13 protein-coding genes are annotated in these 21,262 nt (G+C 39.9%); 11 read left to right on the top strand and 2 right to left on the bottom strand.

Annotated elements, in window-relative coordinates:
• Window positions 1–230 precede the first annotated feature (230 nt).
• The 3 genes from H1R81_RS17585 (at window position 231) to H1R81_RS17575 (ending at window position 8,950) form a co-directional block, all read left to right on the top strand.
• Window positions 231–3,407 carry a TonB-dependent receptor gene (locus H1R81_RS17585; protein WP_181842062.1) on the top strand — a complete coding sequence of 1,059 codons (3,177 nt, stop codon included), beginning with the start codon at window positions 231–233 and terminating at the stop codon, window positions 3,405–3,407.
• A gap of 47 nt (window positions 3,408–3,454) precedes the next feature.
• Window positions 3,455–5,251, top strand: a complete 1,797-nt coding sequence (locus H1R81_RS17580; protein WP_181842061.1) for a RagB/SusD family nutrient uptake outer membrane protein — start codon at window positions 3,455–3,457, stop codon at window positions 5,249–5,251.
• 93 nt (window positions 5,252–5,344) lie between these two features.
• Window positions 5,345–8,950 carry a VCBS repeat-containing protein gene (locus tag H1R81_RS17575; protein ID WP_181842060.1) on the top strand — a complete coding sequence of 1,202 codons (3,606 nt, stop codon included), beginning with the start codon at window positions 5,345–5,347 and terminating at the stop codon, window positions 8,948–8,950.
• A 25-nt stretch (window positions 8,951–8,975) separates the two neighbouring features.
• Here the strand turns inward: H1R81_RS17575 and H1R81_RS17570 are convergent, their stop codons facing one another.
• Window positions 8,976–9,716, bottom strand: a complete 741-nt coding sequence (locus tag H1R81_RS17570; protein ID WP_181842059.1) for an NrtR DNA-binding winged helix domain-containing protein — start codon at window positions 9,714–9,716, stop codon at window positions 8,976–8,978.
• Window positions 9,717–10,074: 358 nt separating this feature from the next.
• Here H1R81_RS17570 and H1R81_RS17565 point away from each other — a divergent pair, with 358 nt between their 5' ends.
• The 8 genes from H1R81_RS17565 (at window position 10,075) to H1R81_RS17530 (ending at window position 20,354) form a co-directional block, all read left to right on the top strand.
• The gene (locus H1R81_RS17565) at window positions 10,075–11,733 is read left to right on the top strand and encodes a carboxylesterase/lipase family protein (RefSeq protein ID WP_181842058.1); all 1,659 of its coding nucleotides are present in this window, start codon (window positions 10,075–10,077) and stop codon (window positions 11,731–11,733) included.
• Between the two features lie 100 nt (window positions 11,734–11,833).
• Entirely contained in the window at window positions 11,834–12,712 is an 879-nt protein-coding gene (locus H1R81_RS17560) for an alpha/beta hydrolase (protein ID WP_181842057.1), read from the top strand.
• 208 nt (window positions 12,713–12,920) lie between these two features.
• The gene (locus tag H1R81_RS17555; protein WP_181842056.1) at window positions 12,921–13,796 is read left to right on the top strand and encodes an esterase family protein; all 876 of its coding nucleotides are present in this window, start codon (window positions 12,921–12,923) and stop codon (window positions 13,794–13,796) included.
• 17 nt (window positions 13,797–13,813) lie between these two features.
• A complete protein-coding gene (locus tag H1R81_RS17550; RefSeq protein WP_181842055.1) occupies window positions 13,814–14,692 on the top strand; it encodes an esterase family protein in 879 nt (292 codons plus the stop codon).
• Window positions 14,693–14,900: 208 nt separating this feature from the next.
• Window positions 14,901–15,431 (top strand): gluconate 2-dehydrogenase subunit 3 family protein, encoded by a 531-nt coding sequence (locus H1R81_RS17545; protein WP_181842054.1) that lies wholly within the window; start codon window positions 14,901–14,903, stop codon window positions 15,429–15,431.
• Between the two features lie 39 nt (window positions 15,432–15,470).
• Window positions 15,471–17,189: a GMC oxidoreductase gene (locus tag H1R81_RS17540; RefSeq protein WP_181842053.1), complete on the top strand. Its 1,719-nt coding sequence runs from the start codon at window positions 15,471–15,473 to the stop codon at window positions 17,187–17,189.
• Window positions 17,190–17,274: 85 nt separating this feature from the next.
• Window positions 17,275–18,807 carry a VCBS repeat-containing protein gene (locus tag H1R81_RS17535; protein WP_181842052.1) on the top strand — a complete coding sequence of 511 codons (1,533 nt, stop codon included), beginning with the start codon at window positions 17,275–17,277 and terminating at the stop codon, window positions 18,805–18,807.
• Between the two features lie 8 nt (window positions 18,808–18,815).
• On the top strand, window positions 18,816–20,354 hold the full coding sequence (locus H1R81_RS17530) for a carboxylesterase/lipase family protein (protein ID WP_181842051.1): 1,539 nt from the start codon (window positions 18,816–18,818) through the stop codon (window positions 20,352–20,354).
• A gap of 82 nt (window positions 20,355–20,436) precedes the next feature.
• On the opposite strand, the gene H1R81_RS17525 is transcribed toward H1R81_RS17530, so the two are convergent.
• The gene (locus H1R81_RS17525; protein ID WP_181842050.1) at window positions 20,437–21,141 is read right to left on the bottom strand and encodes a hypothetical protein; all 705 of its coding nucleotides are present in this window, start codon (window positions 21,139–21,141) and stop codon (window positions 20,437–20,439) included.
• Window positions 21,142–21,262 lie beyond the last annotated feature (121 nt).

Below are 21,262 nucleotides of genomic sequence, written 5' to 3'. Positions count from 1 at the left end.
AAAAGCGTATGAAAGGTATTTTCCTGTTGTTTTGAGTTGCCCATACTTTGCTCTGATTTAACCAGAACGCGTAAATAATTGTACCCATGTTTTGCTGTTATATGATTTTTTAAAGCGTATGAAAGATTAATTTCTTTTCCTGTCAGTGATGTACTTTCCGGTTCTCATAAGTGCTGGCTGATATTTTACAATTCATAATTTATTTTTTTTAACCAAATAAAACAAAGCGTATGAAAGAAAACTACTTTGTACCTATAAGGGGTACTCTGATTTGTGGCATACTATGGCTAATGTCCATTGTTGCATTTGCACAAAAATCTGTTAGTGGTAAAGTTAGTGATCCAAAAGGTGAGGCTATTCCTGGTGCCAGTATTTCCTTAAAAGGAACAACCACCGGAACAATCACTGATGCCGAAGGAAATTACAAAATAAGTGTTCCAAACTCAGGAGGCATTTTGGTAGTGAGCTCAATTGGTTATAAAAACCAAGAAATTGCTGTTGGTAATCAATCTACTTTGAATGTAATTTTAGAGTCAGATGAAGCAGCCCTTGATGAAGTGGTTGTAACCGGATACGGTACTCAGTCAAAGAGAGATATTACCGGAGCTGTAACAACCGTGAATGCGAAAGATTTGCAATCAGTGCCTGCTACTACCTTTGCACAACAATTGCAAGGACGGGCCTCGGGTCTAAGCATTGTGAATGATGCTACTCCAGGTGGTAATGCAACGGTTCGTATCCGTGGTTTTGGTACTATCGGTAACAACGACCCTCTATTCATTATTGATGGTGTTCCTACTGAGAATCAGGGAAACCTTAACCCCAATGACATTGAAACCATCCAGATTCTGAAAGATGCTTCGGCTTCTTCTATTTATGGTTCTCGCGCGGCGAATGGTGTGGTAATCATCACCACAAGAAAAGGGAAAATCGGTCCTGCTAAGATCAGCTTTTCAGCCTATTATGGCGTTCAAAAGGTTTCGGAAGACGTACAGTCATTAAATGCCAAAGAATTAGGTGAATACCTGTATTTAGCAGATAAGTATGCAGGGAAAACGCCATCACACGGTCAGTACACTTTTGGATCTAACGGCGAGGTTTCTATTCCAGACTATGTATTCCCAAGTGCAGGTAAAGAAGGAGCAGCCAATACAAACCCTGCTTTATATTCATTGACACCTGATAATATTTATCCGATTACCAAGTCGGCTGATACCTACTGGTGGGGAGAGGTTACACATTCAGCACCTATTCAAAACTATCAGTTAACAGCAAGTGGTGGTTCAGAAAACAGCCGTTATGCGTTATCTGTAGGTTATTTTTCACAAGATGGTGTAGTTAAATTTATTGGCTATGACCGTTATACCTTACGTTCGAACACTGAGTTTTCAGCCATCAACAAAAAATTGAGAGTAGGCGAAAATTTCACAGTATCATTCGATAACCGCAAAGGCGGGTTTGGTAATAACGACGAACAAAATGCTGTTTCTGGTTCTTACAAACACCACCCATTGTTACCAATCTATGACATCAATGGCTTCTTTGCTGGTTCACGTGGAGCGAACTTAGGTAATAACTCAAATCCTTATGCAACTCTTGCACGCCAGGCGGATAACAGAAGATACCGTTTGAGAGGTTTTGGTAATATTTACGGAGAATACGATATTCTCCCGTTTCTTACCTTCAAAACCAGTTTAGGTATAGACATCACTACTGAAAACGGCAAGTACATTGGTCGTGCTAATCCTGAATATATTGAAGGTAGCTTCAATAATGGTTCAGAATCAAATACCAGCTATGACTACCAATGGGTTTGGCAAAATACATTATCGTTCAGTAAGGTTTTCAACAATGTTCATAAAGTGGATGCCTATATTGGAACTGAGGCTATCAAACAGTTTGGTGAGTACTTTGGAGCAACCCGTAACGGTTATGCTTTCGAGACTTTACCAATTATCAGCTACTTAGACTTAGGAGACCCAACCAGAGTTGGTAACTATGGTAGAGTAGGAAATGACTATACCTTATTCTCTGAATTTGGTAAGTTCAACTATGCCTATAACGATAAATACCTTGTACAGGCTATCGTTAGAAATGACGCTTCTTCTCGCTTCCTGTCTGCTTCCCGTAATGCTCTTTTCCCTGCGTTTAGCTTGGGCTGGCGTTTATCTGAAGAGAAATTTATCTCTACTAACCTGCCATTTGTAAGCGATCTGAAATTGCGTTTTGGATGGGGTAAAACCGGTAACCAGAAGATTGGTAACTACAACGCTTATACTACTTATCGTTCGGATATTTACCATGCTGGTTATCCGATTGATGGTAGCCAGGGTACACCAACTATTGGTTATGATACACAGGCATTTGGTAATCCTAATGCTAAATGGGAGGCCACTACATCAACTAACTTTGGTATAGATGCATCGTTATTTAAAGGTAAATTAGGTTTTGAAATTGATTTCTGGAAACGTGTAACATCTGATATGTTGTTTACAACACCATTAACCTTTACTGTGGGTGATGCCAATGCACCAGCCTTCAACGTAGGTCAGATGACCAATAAAGGTCTTGATGTAGGTATTAACTATAAGAGCAATATCAACAATTTCCGTTATAGCATTGCTGCAAACTTATCTACTTATAAAAACAATGTAGATAGATTAGATGCCAGCCCTAATACACGTTATTTCGGATACGGATCTCGTGTACCTGCGGTTACTCTAACACAAGCTGGCTTACCGATTTCATCATTCTATGGTTATCAGGTAGTAGGTATTTTCCAGTCTCAATCAGAAGCTGATGCCTGGCCTAAATACGAAGACTATAACAAACCTGGTAAATTCAAAATTGCTGATATCAACGGCGACGGTAAAATTACAGATGCAGACCGCACTATTATCGGCAACCCGCACCCTGATTTTGTATATGGTTTAAACCTGAACTTCGGTTACAAGGCATTTGATTTAACTATCTTTGCTAATGGTACACAAGGTAACGATGTATTTAACTATACACGTTATTTCTCGGATTTCAATACTTTCCAGGGTAACCGTTCGAAACGTGCTTTGTATGATGCGTGGCAGCCAACTCATACTTCAGGTACTGTACCTATTATGGATGCTAACGACCAGGTATCCAGCCGTCCATCAAGCTATTTTATAGAAGATGGGTCATATTTCAGAATCAAAAATGTTCAGTTGACTTACAATCTGCCAGCGAAATTAGCAAGTAAAACGGCTTTGGATCATGCACAGATTTATTTACAAGTACAAAACTTAGCTACGTTTACAAAGTACACTGGTCTTAACCCTGAAATTCAGACAGGAACTGACAATACTTTGGGCTTTGATGGTGGATATATGCCAGTATCAAGAACATTTATTTTAGGGGTAAATCTTGGTTTTTAATACCAGGACCAACGAATTAATAAAATTAAACAAATACGATTCAAAATATGAAAAGTAACAATATTGTTAAAGTATTTTTGGCCGCAGGACTCACCGTTGGATTTGCCATTGGTTGTAGTGATGAGTTCCTGACCCGTGAGCCACAAGCCCAATATAGCCCCACTTCTCTGAAAACTGCTAAAGGTGTAGAAGGGGTATTATTAGGTGCCTATGCGATGATTGACGGAACCGGTCTGGACGGACAAGACCCCTGGATGAATGATATTCATAATTGGGTTTTTGGTGGAATTCCTTCTGACGATGCCTATAAAGGAACTGATGCAGGTGACCAGCCGGAAGAGTCCTTTCTGGAAAGATGGGATTTTCAGCCAACTAATAACCATATCAAAAATAAGTGGAGAGGTTTATTTAAGGGTGTAGCTCGTACGAATGACGTTATCAATACATTGAAAGATGTAAAAGATATAACTGAAGCAAGAAGGGCACAGATTTTGGCTGAAGCTAAATTCCTGAGAGCTTTTTTCCATTTTGAAGCTAAAAAGATGTGGAAGAATATTCCATACATTGATGATGCTACTTTTAATTTAGATGATCTGGAAAGTACCAAAATCCCGGTTGATGCGAATGCATGGGCTAAAATTGAAAAAGACTTCTCAGAAGCAGCTTCAGTATTACCTGCTACACAGGCACAGGTGGGCCGCCCAACCAAGTGGGCTGCAAAGGCTTTTCAGGCTAAAGCATTGATGTATCAGGGATTTGATGTAAACACAGGAGCAGCTAATGCAGCTAAACTGACAGCAGCTAAAGCTATTCTGGAAGAAATCATCAATAGTGGTAAGTACCGTTTAGTTGATCTTTATCATGATAACTTTGATGCCAGCACCCGTAACAATGCTGAGTCAATCTTTGAAGTGCAATTTGCTTCTTCAAGTGCAACCGGTGACGCAGCTAACCAAGGTGTAGGATTAGCGCATCCATATGCTTCTCCTTGGGGGTGCTGTGGTTTTTACCAGCCATCACAAAACCTTGTGAACGCTTTCAAAACAGATGCGAACGGCTTGCCTTTACTGGATACTTTTAACGATTCTGATGTGAAAAACGATCAGGGCTTAAAACTGGAAGATCCTTTCACACCCTATGATGGAATGCTGGATCCTCGCTTAGACCATACGGTGGGCCGTCGTGGTATCTTGTTTATCGACTACAAAATTCATAATGTAGACTTTATCCGTGACCAGACGTATGCAGGGCCGTATTCTCCAAGAAAACATATCCCTTCTAAAGCATTTACAGGTGTAAACGGTTGGGGTAACTTAACCAGCAATAACTATCGTATTATGCGTTATGATATGATTTTGCTTTGGCTGGCTGAATGTGAGGTTGAAATCGGAAGCCTTGAAAAGGCAAGAGAGTTGGTAAACATGATCCGTTCTCGTGCGGCAAATCCGGCAGGTTTTGTGCAAAAAGCAATACAAGGTGCTACACGTGATGCATATACTCTTGTATTTGATGCACAGGGAAATCCGGTTCCGGCTGCTAACTATAACATTAAAAACTATACAGCTCCATGGACAAGCAAAGAGGTTGCCCGCAAAGCTGTACGCTTTGAAAATCGTCTGGAGTTTGGTATGGAAGGCCATCGTTTCTTTGATCTTGCCAGATGGGGTATAGCTTCTGATGTATTGAACAAATATGCCGAAATAGAAGGAAATAAACGTGTGTATATGAAAGGGGCAAAATTCGTAAAAGGTAAAAACGAATTCTATCCGATTCCACAGGAAGCCATAGATCGCTCTGAAAAAGATGGTAAAGCTACTTTAGATCAGGATCCGGCTTATAAATAATTTTTGAGTTATTGTTTTAGAAAAAAAAGTTAATTTTACAGAGATGGTAGTTTTACCATCTCTGTTTTTTTAGAACATTACCTGATTTTAAGAATGAAGCCTATTTTTTTTTCCTACTCATTTCAGAAGCTCTTGCTTCTCTTACTAATTCCTGCACTTTTTTCCTGTAGCAAGAAAACAGAAACAGTATTTACCAAATTATATCCTGAAGAAACCGGTATTCAGTTTTCTAATCGGATTACTGAAAATGATACGATGAATATTGTGGCGTTTGAATATGTTTATAATGGTGGTGGCGTAGCTATGGGCGATTTTAATAATGACAACAAGGTAGATGTGTATTTTACCGGAAATCAGGTATCGAACAAACTGTATCTGAATGAGGGAACTGATCAGAATGATGAACTGAAATTTAAAGATGTTACGGCAGAAGCCCATGTAAGTGGAGAGGGTAGATGGTGTAATGGCGTAGCTGTTGTAGATATTAATAATGATAATCTTTTAGATATTTATATATCCGCCTCTGTAAAAAAAGTAGCAGGCCAAAGGGCTAATCTATTATATGTGAATCAGGGCGTTGGGTCGAATGGTATTCCGTCGTTCAGGGAAATGGCAGCAGACTATGGCATTGCAGATACCACGCATACCACCAATGCAGCTTTTTTTGATTATGATAATGATGGAGATTTAGACCTCTATGTTCTTGTTAATGAGATGGAAGATATTAATATTCCGAATATGTATCGGCAAACTTTAAAAGATGGTACTTCTAAACGGACACACAGACTCTACCGCAACGATTGGGATGAAACTAAAAAGCATCCCTACTTCACTAATGTATCAAAAGAAGAAGGAATCCTGATTGAAGGGTTCGGATTAGGTGTAAATATCACGGATATTAATCAGGATGGTTGGAAAGATATTTATGTAACCAACGACTTCCTGACTAATGATTTACTCTATATTAATCAGCATAGTAATGGTAAACATACAGGTTTTGCTGAGCAAGCCAAAGATTATTTCAAGCATACCTCATACTCGGCAATGGGAAATGAAGTGTCTGATATAAATAATGATGGTCTTGTAGATATTATTGCGGTAGATATGATGCCGTTTACCAACAAACGGAAAAAAATGATGACAATGGCTAATAACTATCAGACATTCCAGAACAACGACAGATTTAACTATACGTATCAGTATCCGCGTAATACCTTACAAATTAATCAAGGTAAAAATCCATTAACAGGCAAGCCTATTTTCAGCGAAATCGGTCTGGTAGCAGGTGTGGCACAAACCGATTGGAGCTGGGCTCCGATGGTAGTTGACTTTGACAATGACGGTATGCGGGATATTATTATAACCAATGGGTTTCCGAAAGATATTACTGATCAGGATTTTATGGCTTATAGACAAGAGGTAAATAGCTTAGCGTCGGCTACTTATTTATTAGATTTTATTCCGTCTGTAAAAATCAAAAACTTTGCGTTTCATAACAAAGGTAATTTTCAGTTCGAAGATGTAACTGAAAAATGGGGTATGGCCGAACCTTCGTTCTCTAACGGTGCTGCCTATGCTGACCTGGATAATGATGGCGACCTGGACTACATAGTTAATAATATAAACGATTCGGCCTCTGTTTATCGCAACAACTCAATACAGCTCAAACCCCAGGAAAGCAACTATCTAAGGGTCAAATTTAACGGTAATCTGCCCAATATTATGGGGCTGGGTGCAATTGTAGAGATTCAGTACAATAATGGTCAGAAGCAAGTTTATGAGCATACACCTTATCGTGGATATATCTCGTCAGTTGAGCCTGTGGCACATTTCGGGTTAGGTAGAGTTCAGAAAATAGACCAGTTGAAAGTAATCTGGCAAAGCGGAAAAACCCAGCTATTAAAGAATATAAAATCCAATCAGGTATTGAGTTTAAAAGAAAGCGATGCCACCACACAAGATACTATTGAAGAGCCTAAGCCCTCAACGCTTTTTACGGATATAAGCGACCAACTGAAAGTGCCTTATGTACATGAAGAAGAAGACTATATCGATTTTAATGTACAGAAGCTCTTGCCTCATAAAATGTCTCAGTATGGCCCCGCCTTAGCGGTTGGTGATGTGAATGGAGATGGTCTGGAAGATATTTTTATTGGAGGAGCCAAATTTAGAAAAGGTAAGTTTTTGATTCAGAATAAAGAGGGGAAATTCAGCGTTCATGACCTTTTACCAGGCGAGGATGGTTATAAAAAGATAGGCGAAGATATGGGTGTTTTGCTATTTGATGCCGATAATGACAAAGATTTAGACCTTTATATTGTAGGTGGTAGTAGTGAATTTAATGTGGGTTCACCAGCTTTGCAGGATAAGTTTTATGTGAATGATGGTAAAGGGCATTTTACTTTAAATGAGCAGGCGATACCTTCTTTTCTGAAAAGTGGTTCATGCGTAAAAGCGGCAGACTATGACCATGATGGTGATTTGGATTTGTTTATTGGTGGGCGTGTAGAACCCAATGCTTATCCTAAACCTGTATCAAGCTATATTCTTAGAAATGATAGCGCTAATGGTCAGATCAGATTTACGGATGCTACTGCTCAGATAGCTCCGAAGCTTCAAAATATCGGGTTGGTATGTGATGCTCTCTGGAGCGATTATGACAATGATGGCTGGCAGGATTTGATTGTAACAGGTGAGTGGATGCCTGTTACGATTTTAAAGAATAACAAGGGTAAACTTGAGCTTATGCCGGAAAGTGGAGCATTAGCAAGTAAAGTAGGCTGGTGGACGAGTATTACATCGGGCGATTTTGATAATGACGGAGATATAGACTATATAGCAGGGAATCTGGGTATGAACACATTGTTGCAAGCAAGTGATACCCAGCCTATAGGTATTTATGCCAAAGATTTTAATAATGATGGCTTTTATGATGCAATTCCTACGGTGTATTTCCCTGATGATGAGGGAAAACTGAAAGAATTTCCATTTAATACCCGTGATGACCTGGCGAAACAGTTTATTCAGACACGTCAGCGTTTTCAGAACTATGCAAAATTCTCAGAAGCGACAATAGATAAAATTCTAAAACCGGAAGAGTTGAAAGACGCTCTGGTGTTAAAGGCTAACTGGATGAAAAGCAGTTATATAGAGAATAAAGGCAATGGACAATTTGAAATGAAAGAACTACCTATACAAGCTCAGTTTGCACCAATCTACGGAATGGTTGTTGAGGATTTTGATCAGGACGGAAACTTAGATGTTCTGATGACCGGAAATGATTACGGTACAGAACTATTAGTTGGCCGCCACGATGCGCTTAATGGGTTATTATTGAAAGGAGATGGAAAAGGGAATTTTACTTCAATTTTGCCCGAAGCAAGTGGTTATTGCGTAATGGGTGATGCTAAAAGTCTGGTACTCATAAAAAATGCAAAGGGGAGAATAACTATAGTAACTTCACAAAACAGAGGAGATTTAAGATTTTTTTCTTACCAGAAGAATGGAACCATTATTAATCTTGCTCCTAATGAGACAAGTGCTATTCTGAAGTTAAACAATGGCAAAAGCAGAAAGGCAGAGTTTGGTTTTGGCTCATCATTTTTATCTCAGTCATCGCACAGTCTTTTTGTTCCGAACAATGTTAATAGTATCGAAATTATGGATATAAAAGGGAAAAAGAGTTATGTAAAACCTTAGACTACCCAAGGGAGTCGGTATAGTATCATTTACCGACTCCTTTATTATCAAAGCTATATAAGTAAGGCGCTTTGTGTGCGCCACCTGTTATTTTTTTATCCAATCGCTTAAGTATATGCATTCCCAGAACTTTTCTTTGAAAGTTAGAACGGGCAATTTTTTCTCCTAAAATGGTTTCGTATAAATTCTGAAATTCATTCATTGTAAAGGTTTCCGGCAAAAGATTCAATCCTATCAGCTTTTCATCGATATTTGACCTCAGTGTACGTAAGGCTTTATTCAGAATAGCATCATGGTCGAAAATAAGAGAAGGAACTGTTTCCAGATCATACCATTGGCAAGAGTCTGAAAGAATATCAGGCACCGGGGTTGCTTTCGAGAAGTCGATCAAAGCATAATAACCTACCGATATAAACCGGTTTAGCAAAAAATGACCTTCTTTTAATTTTAAACCACTACCACTCATAAGTTGGTGATGTATTTTATCAAAGCGTCTGCTCTTGTCGCCGAACACATAGAACTGTTCGAGATAAATATCTTTGAGCCTTGTACGTTCTTCTAAAATTCTTGCTGCAGCGTCTTCTAAATTTTCATCTTGGTTGATAAATCCTCCCGGTAGAGCAAAAAAATCAGTGTTTTTATACTTGAGTAAAAGTATTTTCAATTGATTATCATGAAATCCGAAAATAGCACAATCAATTGAAATACTGGGAAGCAACATAGAACTTGCCTCCCAATACTCTCTCAAGTCGGGATTTTCAGTCATAAGATAAGGTTAAAGAAAGATTTATATAAAATTAGGTTTGTACAAAAATAAAGAAAAATTTGTAATATACCAAGAATGTTTGTATTATTGTCACAAATTGATACAATGACATTGATTGATATAAAAGAATATTGAAATAGTTATAATAATTTCAAGTTCTTTCATTTGAAATTTAAAGAATCGCTACAAAAAAGCGATAGATAGGCTAATTCAGACATTAGGTCGATTCATGAAAAAGTAAATTTTATTCCTTTATTAATTTAGATACGGTTCTTACAGATTAGTTAATTGAAATCAGCCATTAATCATGTATTTACGCAATCACTCACATATCTTTCAAACCTTTTAACTATATTTTATGAAATCTAACAGACGTAACTTTATTCATACACTTGGCCTTGGTGCTGCTGGTGTAGGTATGGGTAGCGTAGTACCTTTCACAGCCAATGCCCATGATTTTGGTAAAGAGAAAGAAGATGAGCAGATACTGTTTGTAGGCGATAATATTGCTGTAGCTAACACAAACTACGGGAAAGTGCGGGGATATATCCTGAGAGGAATCAATACTTTTCTGGGGATTCCGTATGGTGCTGATACCGGAGGGGCGAACCGTTTTATGCCACCACAGAAACCTCAACCCTGGACAGACGTAAAACCAACGGTATGGTGGGGTAACAGCGCACCGCAAATCATGGAAAGGCGGTATGCCGACCAATATTCTTCATTTGTCGATCACTGGAATTATGACGATGTGAGTGAAGATTGTTTGAGAGTTAATGTCTGGACTCCGGCGATAGATAATAAAAAAAGACCTGTAATTGTATGGCTACACGGTGGTGGATTTGTAAACGGAAACGGTATTGAGCAGGATGGATATAGTGGCGAAAATATCAGTCGTTTGGGTGATGTTGTGTATTGCTCCTTGAATCATCGTCTGGGTACTTTGGGCTTTACAAATCTGGCGGGTGTGGGCGGTGAAAAATTTGCAGCATCGGGCAATGTAGGTATGTTGGATATTGTAGCAGCTCTGGAATGGGTAAAAGATAATATTGCCAATTTTGGTGGCGATGCCAATAATGTAACCATTATCGGTCAGTCGGGTGGGGGAGCTAAAGTAACTACCCTCATGGCTATGCCATCGGCCAAAGGGTTATTTCACAAAGCAGTTGCCTTAAGTGGCACTTCACTTGCAGGTGTGCCAAAAGAATATTCTGAAAAATTGGGTGCGGCTGTTTTAAAAGAAGCAGGCTTAGGGCCAAATGAAATTGATAAATTACAGCAGATTCCGTGGCGACAATACATTGATATTGCCAACAAAGCGGTAGCTGCCGTAGCAGATGAAGCTAAAAGAATGAACCTGCAACGCGGCGGATACGCTCCGGTAGCAGATGGCAAGTTCCTGAGCGATAAGCCATTCTTTTCTGAAACCAACCATTTCTCTTCTGATATTCCTCTCATTATCAGCACTACTTTCAATGAAATGTCCCCAAGCAGAACTAATGCGTCACTTGAAAAAGTTTCATTAGATGAGGTGAAGGAAAAGATAAAACCAAGATTCGGCGAAAAATCGGGCGAAATAACTGACGCCTATGCCAAGGTATTCCCTAATAAGAAACCCATTGAAATCTGGTCGATGATTATGAGTAACCGCAAAAATGCCATAGCTGCCGCTGATGCCAAAACCAAACAGAAAGCACCCGTATATGTGGCTTGGTTCGGCTGGCAACCTCCGTTATTCGATGGTAGAATGAGGGCCTTCCATTGCGACGATATTTGTTTCTGGTTCTATAATACCGACCTGATGCTGACACATACAGGGGGTGGCGCAAGACCGCGCCGGTTGTCAGAGAAAATGGCAAAGTCGTTTCTGAACTTTGCACGTACTGGCAACCCTAATGGTGGAGGCTTGCCAAACTGGGCACCTTATACAACTGCCAACGGTGAAACAATGATTCTGGATGATATACCTATGATGAAAAATGACCCTGACCGCGACGCACGGAAGGCGATTGTTTAATAGTTAACCTATGATTTTTTAAATTGTTTTTGGTAGAGATGTGCCTTGCGCGGCGAACCGTACGTCTCTGCCAAAACATAAAAACAACCGACCTATTATTATGAAAAACGTACTATTAACAGGCTGCTTGGTGCTGGCTACTCTGGGAATGGCCTTGGCTCAAAATGTGATTCCCTTATATGCCAGCAAAGCGCCCGGTTCGGAAAACTGGACCTGGAATGAAGCAGAAAACAACAAAAATATGTTCAACACAAGGGTAGTGTATAATGTAACCACACCAACACTCACCGCCTATTTGCCCGACCCTGCCATTGCCAACGGAACCGCCGTAGTAATTGCTCCGGGAGGAGCTTTCCACACGCTGTCTATTGATAGCGAGGGGATAGATGTCGCAAAATGGCTGAATAACAAAGGGGTAACCTGTTTTGTACTTAAATACCGCCTGGTACATTCATTGACCGAAGACCCTGTAAAAGAACTAATGGCAAAAATGGGTAAGCCCGAAATGGACAAACAAAATGCCGAGGTCATTCCCTTAGCCGTAAATGATGGACTTGAAGCCATGAAATATGTGCGCACCCATGCCGCAGAGTATAAAATAAAGCCTGATAAAATAGGCTTTATGGGCTTTTCGGCTGGGGGCACAGTAACGATGGGTGTAACCTATCAGTACACTGCTGAAACCCGCCCTGATTTTATTGCACCCGTTTATGCCTACACAGGCGCATTTCCAAAAACACCTGCACCGAAAGATGCCCCCCCTGCTTTTATTGTAGTAGCCAGCGACGACCAACTGGGTTTAGCACCACATAGTATTCAGCTATATAACGATTGGTTGGCAGCCAAAAAACCTGTTGAGTTGCATGCTTATGTAAAAGGAGGACATGGATTTGGTATGAGAAAAACGAATCTTCCGACCGAAAAATGGATAGAGCGTTTTGGTGAGTGGCTGGAGGTAGAAGGATTACTAAAAAAATAGAGATTAGCCCGAACCCTGAAATAGAAGTCCTGTGTGTCATCTCTCTACTCGTCCGAGAAAAGAGGTGGCACGCTTAGGCACTCAGCAAATTATCTATTAACACAAAATAATATTTTAGAATATAACTACAGACAGTCTTTAAATTTGGATATAAAGACTTTATGATTGTATATTTACTACTTATTCACCTTTAACCTCTACATTGGCAATGAAACGCATTTTATATGTGCTGTTTTTATTGATAACTTTTACTACGTTCGCTCAGCAAGGTATTGTAAAAGAAAGTCTTACTATCAAAAGTTCCCTTATGGGTAAGGATGTTAAATATAATATTTACCTTCCTGCCGACTACACCACTTCCAATCGTTCTTATCCTATTCTCTATTTATTACATGGCTTTGGCGATAATGAAACCGGCTGGATACAATTCGGCGAAGCTAATGGTATAGCTGATAAATTGATACAGGATGGCGAAATTGCGCCTATGATTATTGCCATGCCCGATGGTGGCGTAAGTGGCTACGTAAATAGCTATGATGGCAAAGTGCCTTATGAAGATTTCTTCATCAAAGAGTTTATCCCATATATCGAAAAAAACTATCGTGTTCGTGCCCAGAAACGTTACAGAGCTATTGCAGGGCTTTCGATGGGTGGATATGGTACGCTTATCATGTCAACAAAGCACCCGGATTTATTTGCTGCTTCAGCACCATTGAGCGCAGGTGTTCGGACAGACGAAGAAGTACTGGCTTTGCCAGATGCCCAATGGGCTACTTCTTATGCCCAACGGTATGGTAAGGATTTGGTTGGCAATGCCCGCCTGAACGAGCATTACTACAAAAACTCTATCCTGAAAATTATTGAAACGGCTAACCCGGACGAGATTAAAAAGGTAAGATACTACATCGATTGCGGCGATGATGATTTTCTGATTAAAGGTAATATGGCCTTACACGCCCTGATGATAGACAAGAAAATCCCGCATGAGTTCCGTATACGTCAGGGAGGTCATACCTGGACATACTGGCGAACAGCTCTGCCGGAAGTTCTGAAATTTGTAAGTGAAAGTTTCCATCAAAAATAAATCCTTAAAGCACCCGAATGAAAAAAATAAGCGTATTATTTCTGCTACTGGTTTCAACGCTGAGCTTTGCACAACAAGGCATTGTGAAAGAAAGCCTGACACTCAAAAGTAGTACTTTAGGCAAGGAAGTGAAGTATAATATCTATCTCCCGGCCGACTATGAAAAAAACAACCGTTTATATCCTGTTTTATACTTGTTGCATGGTTATACCGACAATGAAACAGGCTGGACACAGTTCGGACAAGCCCCTGAGATTGCTGATAGAGTAATAAACAGTGGCGAAGCTCCACCAATGATTATTGTGATGCCAGATGCGGGTGTAACCTGGTATATGAATACCTTCGATGGCAAAACAAAATTTGAAGATTTTTTCATTAAAGAGTTCATTCCCTATATCGAAACAACCTACCGTATTCGTTCTAAGAAAGAATTCAGGGCTGTGGCAGGTCTGTCAATGGGAGGACTTGGAACGCTCCTTTACGCAACAAAGCACCCGGATATGTTTACAGCTGCAGCACCTTTAAGTGCGGCCATCTGGACAGATGAAGAAGTAGTAACAGGAAACCAGGACCAGGCACGTTATGATTATGTTTTCGGAGACCTGTATGGTAAAAACCTGAAAGGAAAAGAACGCCTGACAGACCATTATTATAAAAATGCGCCAATCAAGATTGTAGAGACAGGCAATGCCGAAGAAATAAAAAAAGTAAAATTTTATATCGATTGTGGCGATGATGATTTTCTGATTAAAGGTAATATGGCCTTACACGCCATGATGATAGATAAGAAAATACCGCACGAATTCAGAGTAAGAGATGGCGGCCACACCTGGACATACTGGCGCACGGCACTGCCGGAAGTATTGAAATTTGTGGGAGATAGTTTTCATAGATAATCCATTGAGTGATTGTGTGATTTAGTGAATGAGTGATTATTTTTAATCGTAAATGACGAATAGCGAATTAGCGAATAATTGCGAGGTCTATTTTTAAATATTCACTAATTCGTAATTCACCATTCACAATTAATCACTAAATCACTCATTCACCCAATCACTAAATAAATTTTAAAAAACATTATCCATTTTATTAACCTTATCAAGAATGAATCGTAGAGAAGCTGTTCAGAGACTTTCCCTGTTAGTTGGAGGGGTGTTGTCTCCACCGGTCATTGCCGGGGTAATGGGGCAAGTATTGAATACAGGCGAAAGCGTAAAGACTACCGCCGGACAAGAGGCTTTGATTGCCGAAGTAGCCGACGTGATTATTCCAACAACTGATACACCGGGCGCAAAAGCCGCCGGAGCAGAGAAATTTATCGTGAGAGTAATGCGTGATTGCTATGTGAAAGAAGACCAGGATAAATTCTATGCAGGTCTGGCAAAACTGGATGCCGATAGCAAAACCAGATTTGGCAAAGACTTTACCAGCTTGAGCCCAGCCGACAAAATTGAAATGGTAAAACAAACCATGTCAACTGATAAGGCTTTCTTCCTGAGAATGAAAGAACTCACAACCGTAGGTTATTTTACTTCTGAAATAGGTGCTACACAGGCATTGGAGTATCTGCCAATTCCGGGTAGATTCGATGGTTCTGCACCATATAAACCAGGACAAAAAGCCTGGGCTATCTAATTTCTTAACCTATTCACAGATTAAAATTTACAGACAAAAATGAACTTAAATATAGATGCAATAAAAGCTCAGACCTACGATGCCATCATTATTGGCTCGGGTGTAACCGGAGGTTGGGCAGCTAAAGAATTAACCGAAAAAGGTATGCGTGTGATTATGCTTGAAAAAGGCAAGCAACTCGAGCACGTAACAGGATACGAAAATGCCATGAAAGACCCTTGGCAGATGCAATATAACGGACGTCTGACAGTAGAACAAAAAGAATCGCATCCGAAATTATCGCGTGATTATCCGTACAATGAAATGACAGAGAAATACTGGATGAACGATTCAGATTCGATGTATAAAGAAGATAAAAGATTCGACTGGTTCCGTCCGGGTATTGTGGGCGGTAAATCAATCATGTGGGGACGTCAGTCGTATCGTTTAAGTGATATAGATTTTGAAGCAAACTTAAAAGACGGTATCGCAGTTGACTGGCCTATCCGTTATAAAGATATAGCTCCCTGGTATTCTTACGTAGAGAAATTCGTAGGTATTTCAGGCGAGAAACTAAACCTGCCTCAATTGCCAGATAGTGAGTTCTTGCCTCCAATGGAAATGTATGCCGTTGAGAAAGAAGTACGTAAACGCATAGAGAAAAACTTCCCGGGCCGCCACATGACTATTGGCCGTGTGGCTAACCTATCTGAGGCAGCTAAGGCGCAGTTGGGCGTAGGTCGTGCGTCTTGTCAGTATCGTAACAAATGTTCGTTGGGCTGTCCATTCGGTGCGTATTTCAGTACACAATCCTGTACGCTTCCTCCAGCAGCTAAAACGGGCCGTTTAACTTTGCGTCCAGATTCAGTAGTAACTGAAATAACCTATGATGAAAACAAAAAACGTGCAACAGGCGTAAAAGTAACCGATGCTGTTACACTTCAACAAACTGAATACTTTGCCAAAGTTATCTTTGTTTGTGGTAGTGCTTTAGGTTCAACAGCTATCTTATTAAACTCAAAATCAAACCGTTTTCCTAATGGTTTTGGTAATGATTCAGGTGAATTAGGACATAATCTGATGGATCACCACTTCAAGATAGGTGCATCAGGTGTATGGGATGGCGATCTGGATAAATATACTTATGGCCGCCGTGCAAATGGTATCTATGTACCTCGCTACCGTAACATCGGTAATGATAAACGCGATTACCTACGTGGTTTCGGTTATCAGGGTGGCGCAGGTTCGGGTCGTCAGGGATGGCAACGTAATGTGGCAGAACTAAGCTTCGGTGCTGACTACAAAAATGAAGTAACCAAACCAGGTTTATGGACGATGGGTCTGAGTGGGTTTGGTGAAACATTGCCATATCATGAAAATCGCATGTATTTACATACCACCGAAAAAGATAAATGGGGTATGCCATTGGTGGTTTTCGATGCAGAGTTCAAAGAAAATGAGAAAAAAATGCGTATTGATATGATGAACGATGCCAAAGAAATGCTGGAAACCGCAGGAGTGAAAAATGTCCGTGCCTACGACAACGGTTCTTACTTAGGTATGGCGATTCACGAAATGGGTACTGCCCGTATGGGTCGTGATCCTAAAACTTCAGTATTGAATGGACATAACCAGGTTTGGGGCGTGCCAAACGTATTTGTAACTGATGGTGCTTCTATGGTTTCGGCGTCTTGCGTAAACCCATCGTTGACATACATGGCGCTTACTGCCCGTGCAGCTGATTTTGCTGTGAATGAGATGAAGAAGAAGAATATATGATTATTCAGACGTTTCTATAAACTCCGTAACCTCTCCGGCACCTCTTCGGAGAGGTTAATTTTATCAATTACTCCTACCTTATACAATGAAATTCTTTCGGATAATAAGCTCCTTTTCCTTCTTTAGTTTATTATTCATTAACAGCTGCCGATACATACAAGAATCTGATCAGCAGACAGGCGAAGAATTAGCCAAAGTACATTGTGCCTCCTGCCACCTATTTCCTGAGCCCGAATTATTAGATAAATCTTCATGGACGAATAATGTATTACCCGATATGGCCTTGCAATTGGGTTTTCAGATCAATGGAGATATGGTGTATCCAGATATTCAACAGGAAAAACGAGGGGATTCAACCTATTGGGTTAGTAAATCAGCTATGAGTATTGATGATTGGAATAAGATTGTAGCCTACTACACCGAAAAAGCGCCGGAGAAAATCGCCCGGCAGAACCGTCCACCTATTAAAGAAATTACTGGTTTATTTGATGTTTCAGCCAGTCAGGTACAGAAGAATGGCTTTCCGGCTGTCTCTTATCTGAAAATTGATGAGGGGAATCAACAGATTTATGAAGCCAGTTATTTTGACAGTTCGCTCAGTGTATTTGACAAAAACCTGAAACCTGTTTCATCAAGAAAACTTAAAGCTACTATTGTAGATATTGATTTTAGCGAGGATTTGAAAAAGGCAGGGGTAAGGAGTGGATTTATGACAAGTATTGGCCTTATGCATCCGAATGATTTCAGGAAAGGCAAGTTATTAGATTTTAATGCCACTGTTCAAAGTAAAGCATTGATAGATAGCCTGCAAAGACCTGTGCAAAGCATAGCGGTTGATTTAGATAATGATGGTTATAAAGACCAATTGATTTGTAGTTTTGGGAATAAAAACGGAGTGTTGGCCTGGTATAAAAATCTGCAAAATAAGGGCTATGTTAAAAAAGTAATCAGGGAATTACCTGGGGCTATTAAAGCCTATATCACTGATGAAAACAAGGATGGCTTACCTGATATCTGGGTACTATTTGCCCAGGCTCAGGAAGGAATCTTTCTGTTTATGAATAAAGGTAACGGCGAATTTGATACGAAGGAGATTTTACGCTTTCCGTCTGTTTATGGTTCATGTTATTTTGAAATGATAGATTTGAATAAAGATGGTTATAAAGATATTCTGTATGTCAATGGAGATAATGCTGATTTGACAAGGCATGTGCTGAAAAATTATCATGGGGTTTATGCTTATCTGAACAATGGTAAGAATCAATTCAAACAGGCGTTTTTCTTTCCGATTAATGGTTGCTATAAAGCCATTGCCAGAGATTTTGATAGAGATGGCGACATAGATATTGCGACCATTTCGTATTTCGCTGATAAGAAAAACCAGCCACAAGAAGGATTTGTCTATCTGGAAGGTCAGGGGAAATTAAGCTTCAGGCCCTATACCATAAAAGAGGTAAATGCTGGTAAGTGGTTGACAATGGCTGCAGGAGATATTGACGGAGATGGCGATGACGACCTGATTATCGGAAGCCTTGACTGGAGCAAACAGTATAGTCAGGATATAGCCCGGAAAGATACTGCTTTTTTATTATTAAGAAATCGTACAATCAAACCTTGATATAAACTATGAAGAAAATTCTGTTTCTATATTTAATAGTTTTTTTTGCTAAGGCACAATCAAAAGTGCCTTTTGAAACAGTGGCTATAAAAAATGGAATTGTGTCAGGTATTTATAGCAATGGAGTAAATGTTTTTAAAGGAATTCCGTTTGCCGCTCCCCCGATAGGTGACTTAAGATGGAGAGCCCCGCAACCTGTTGCCAACTGGCAGGGTGTACGGAAATGTGATACTTTTTCGGCCAGTGCCATGCAACCGAAACCAGCGCCGTTTATGATGTACACAACAGAGTTTCTGGCTCCACCTGAACTATTAAGTGAAGATTGTTTATATCTGAATGTATGGACTGCAGCTAAATCAGCCAATGAAAAAAGACCTGTGATTGTGTGGATTCATGGCGGAGGTTTTTCAAGTGGCTCAGGGTCAGTGCCTTTATATGACGGAGAGGATTTAGCTAAAAAAGGTGTAGTGTTTGTAACGATAAACTATCGTGTGGGTGTTTTCGGTTTTCTGGCACATCCTGATTTAACCAAAGAAACCAATGGAAAAGGGGTAGGAAACTTTGCCTTCCTCGACCAGATTGCTGCCTTTGAATGGGTGAAGAAAAATATAGCAGCCTTTGGCGGAAACCCGAATAATGTAACACTTTCAGGGCAATCAGCAGGGGCATTTAGTGTGAATGTATTAATGGCATCGCCTTTAGCGAAAGGATTATTTCATAGAGCCATTGCAGAGAGTGGTGGTATGTTCGGCATTTCTCTTCGAATGAAATCTGTAGCTGATGCTGAGCAAACAGGTGTAGCTTTTGCAAAGAAATTGCAGGCTAATTCAATTGCAGATTTAAGAGCCAAATCGTCAGAAGAGATATTGAAAGCAGGAGGTGGAATTACCAGTCCGGTATTAGATAATTATGTAATTGTAGGGGATATGTACAGCATTTTCTCTAACGATAAACAAAACGATGTACCTTTGCTAACAGGCTGGAATGCAGGTGATAGATTTCCCTCTCCTAAAACTCTGACAGCTGCAGAATTTAAAGCAGATGCCGAGAAGAAATATGGCACTATGGCCAATGATTTTCTGAAAGCATATCCTGCCAATACTGATGCAGAAGCCAAAGAATCTCAAATAGAAGTTGGTGGACACACCCTTTTTGCCTGGCAGAATTATACATGGGCAAAATTGCAAGCCTCTAAAGGGAAGAAGAAATCGTATCTGTACTTTTTCAAGCACGTACCACCTCAACATTCTGACAAGCCTGATTTTGGAGCATTCCACTCAGCAGAGTTTGGCTATGCTTTACATACACTAAGAAACTGGGATAGGCCTTTTACAGAAGCTGACCGAAAACTGGAAGACCAGATGTCGTCATACTGGGTGAACTTCGCTAAAACTGGCAATCCCAATGGCAAAGGTTTACCCGAATGGAAAGCATTTAATGCCAGAAATCCACAAGCCATGATATTTGGCGATACACCTGTCACAGAAAGGCTGCCTTTCAAAGCACAGTTTGAATTCTGGGATAACTATCAGGCGAGCCAGAAGTAAAAGCCTTCATAAACAGAAAAATGTGAACTTTTAAATTTTATATTTTCAGGCTTACATTTTTCTGTTTAATGCTTGTTGTGTTTTAATTACACTCAGTAGTATAAGCCCATAGATGCTCGTCGAATTTTACCCAACGATGGTCGTCTTTGATTTTCTTCAACAATTCAGGACAATCTTTATATAGACCCAGATAGGCTTTATCATAATCGGTCTTTTTTATTTTTACTGCGGCAGCATCACCTACTTTTACATAATATGATTTATCATCGCCACCAGCCATTGTGATACCTGCCACGCCAAAACGCATGCTTTCCTGTGCACGAGGGTCATGGTAAACCTTGATTTTCTGGCTGAACGAAGGATTCACCATTTGCATTAATAAGGTTTCAACGTCTTTTTTGATACCAACGGTTGATTTCTCAAAATAAGCATACCCCTTGTTGATGATTTCCATATTTACATTATTGTCTTTCCATTTCTGGGCATTAAATGCCTGTTCGGTAGAATTGACAAATTTGTTGTACCCGCTGGCTGGCAAGTACATAGTTTTAATGTCTTCAGCTTTAATCTTGCGTTTTTTCTTTTCTCCGGTGGGCTGAATAACTATTTCTTCTATCAGACCTTTTTTGCGGTCAATATTATCAATAGTACCTTCTACTTTAGTACCATCTTCTAAATTAATGTAGGCGATTTCTTTGCCGGAAAAACGGTCAAAGGCAGGAATAAATGATTGAGCAAAAGCATTAGAAGTGCCTAATAAACAGCAAAACAGGACGATTTTTTTCATAAGAAGCATTCAGGGTTAATTATAAAATAATAGTTTTTGCGTTGGTAAAAGAAATATAGACAAAAATATAAAACCGGAAAAGATTAAAAGAAGAATACAAAAAACTTTTTGAAGTTTACAT

The organism is Emticicia sp. BO119, from assembly GCF_013912375.1.
GTDB lineage: Bacteria > Bacteroidota > Bacteroidia > Cytophagales > Spirosomataceae > Emticicia.
This window is presented reverse-complemented; position numbering and strand designations above follow the sequence as displayed.

Excerpts from the sequence above, each read along its gene's own strand:
- H1R81_RS17530 (WP_181842051.1), top strand. The coding sequence starts at position 18,816 with ATGAAGAAAATTCTGTTTCTATATTTAATAGTTTTTTTTGCTAAGGCA.
- H1R81_RS17535 (WP_181842052.1), top strand. The coding sequence starts at position 17,275 with ATGAAATTCTTTCGGATAATAAGCTCCTTTTCCTTCTTTAGTTTATTA.
- H1R81_RS17565 (WP_181842058.1), top strand. The coding sequence starts at position 10,075 with ATGAAATCTAACAGACGTAACTTTATTCATACACTTGGCCTTGGTGCT.
- H1R81_RS17555 (WP_181842056.1), top strand. The coding sequence starts at position 12,921 with ATGAAACGCATTTTATATGTGCTGTTTTTATTGATAACTTTTACTACG.
- H1R81_RS17585 (WP_181842062.1), top strand. The coding sequence starts at position 231 with ATGAAAGAAAACTACTTTGTACCTATAAGGGGTACTCTGATTTGTGGC.
- H1R81_RS17540 (WP_181842053.1), top strand. The coding sequence starts at position 15,471 with ATGAACTTAAATATAGATGCAATAAAAGCTCAGACCTACGATGCCATC.
- H1R81_RS17525 (WP_181842050.1), bottom strand. The coding sequence starts at position 21,141 with ATGAAAAAAATCGTCCTGTTTTGCTGTTTATTAGGCACTTCTAATGCT.
- H1R81_RS17545 (WP_181842054.1), top strand. The coding sequence starts at position 14,901 with ATGAATCGTAGAGAAGCTGTTCAGAGACTTTCCCTGTTAGTTGGAGGG.
- H1R81_RS17580 (WP_181842061.1), top strand. The coding sequence starts at position 3,455 with ATGAAAAGTAACAATATTGTTAAAGTATTTTTGGCCGCAGGACTCACC.
- H1R81_RS17575 (WP_181842060.1), top strand. The coding sequence starts at position 5,345 with ATGAAGCCTATTTTTTTTTCCTACTCATTTCAGAAGCTCTTGCTTCTC.
- H1R81_RS17560 (WP_181842057.1), top strand. The coding sequence starts at position 11,834 with ATGAAAAACGTACTATTAACAGGCTGCTTGGTGCTGGCTACTCTGGGA.
- H1R81_RS17570 (WP_181842059.1), bottom strand. The coding sequence starts at position 9,716 with ATGACTGAAAATCCCGACTTGAGAGAGTATTGGGAGGCAAGTTCTATG.
- H1R81_RS17550 (WP_181842055.1), top strand. The coding sequence starts at position 13,814 with ATGAAAAAAATAAGCGTATTATTTCTGCTACTGGTTTCAACGCTGAGC.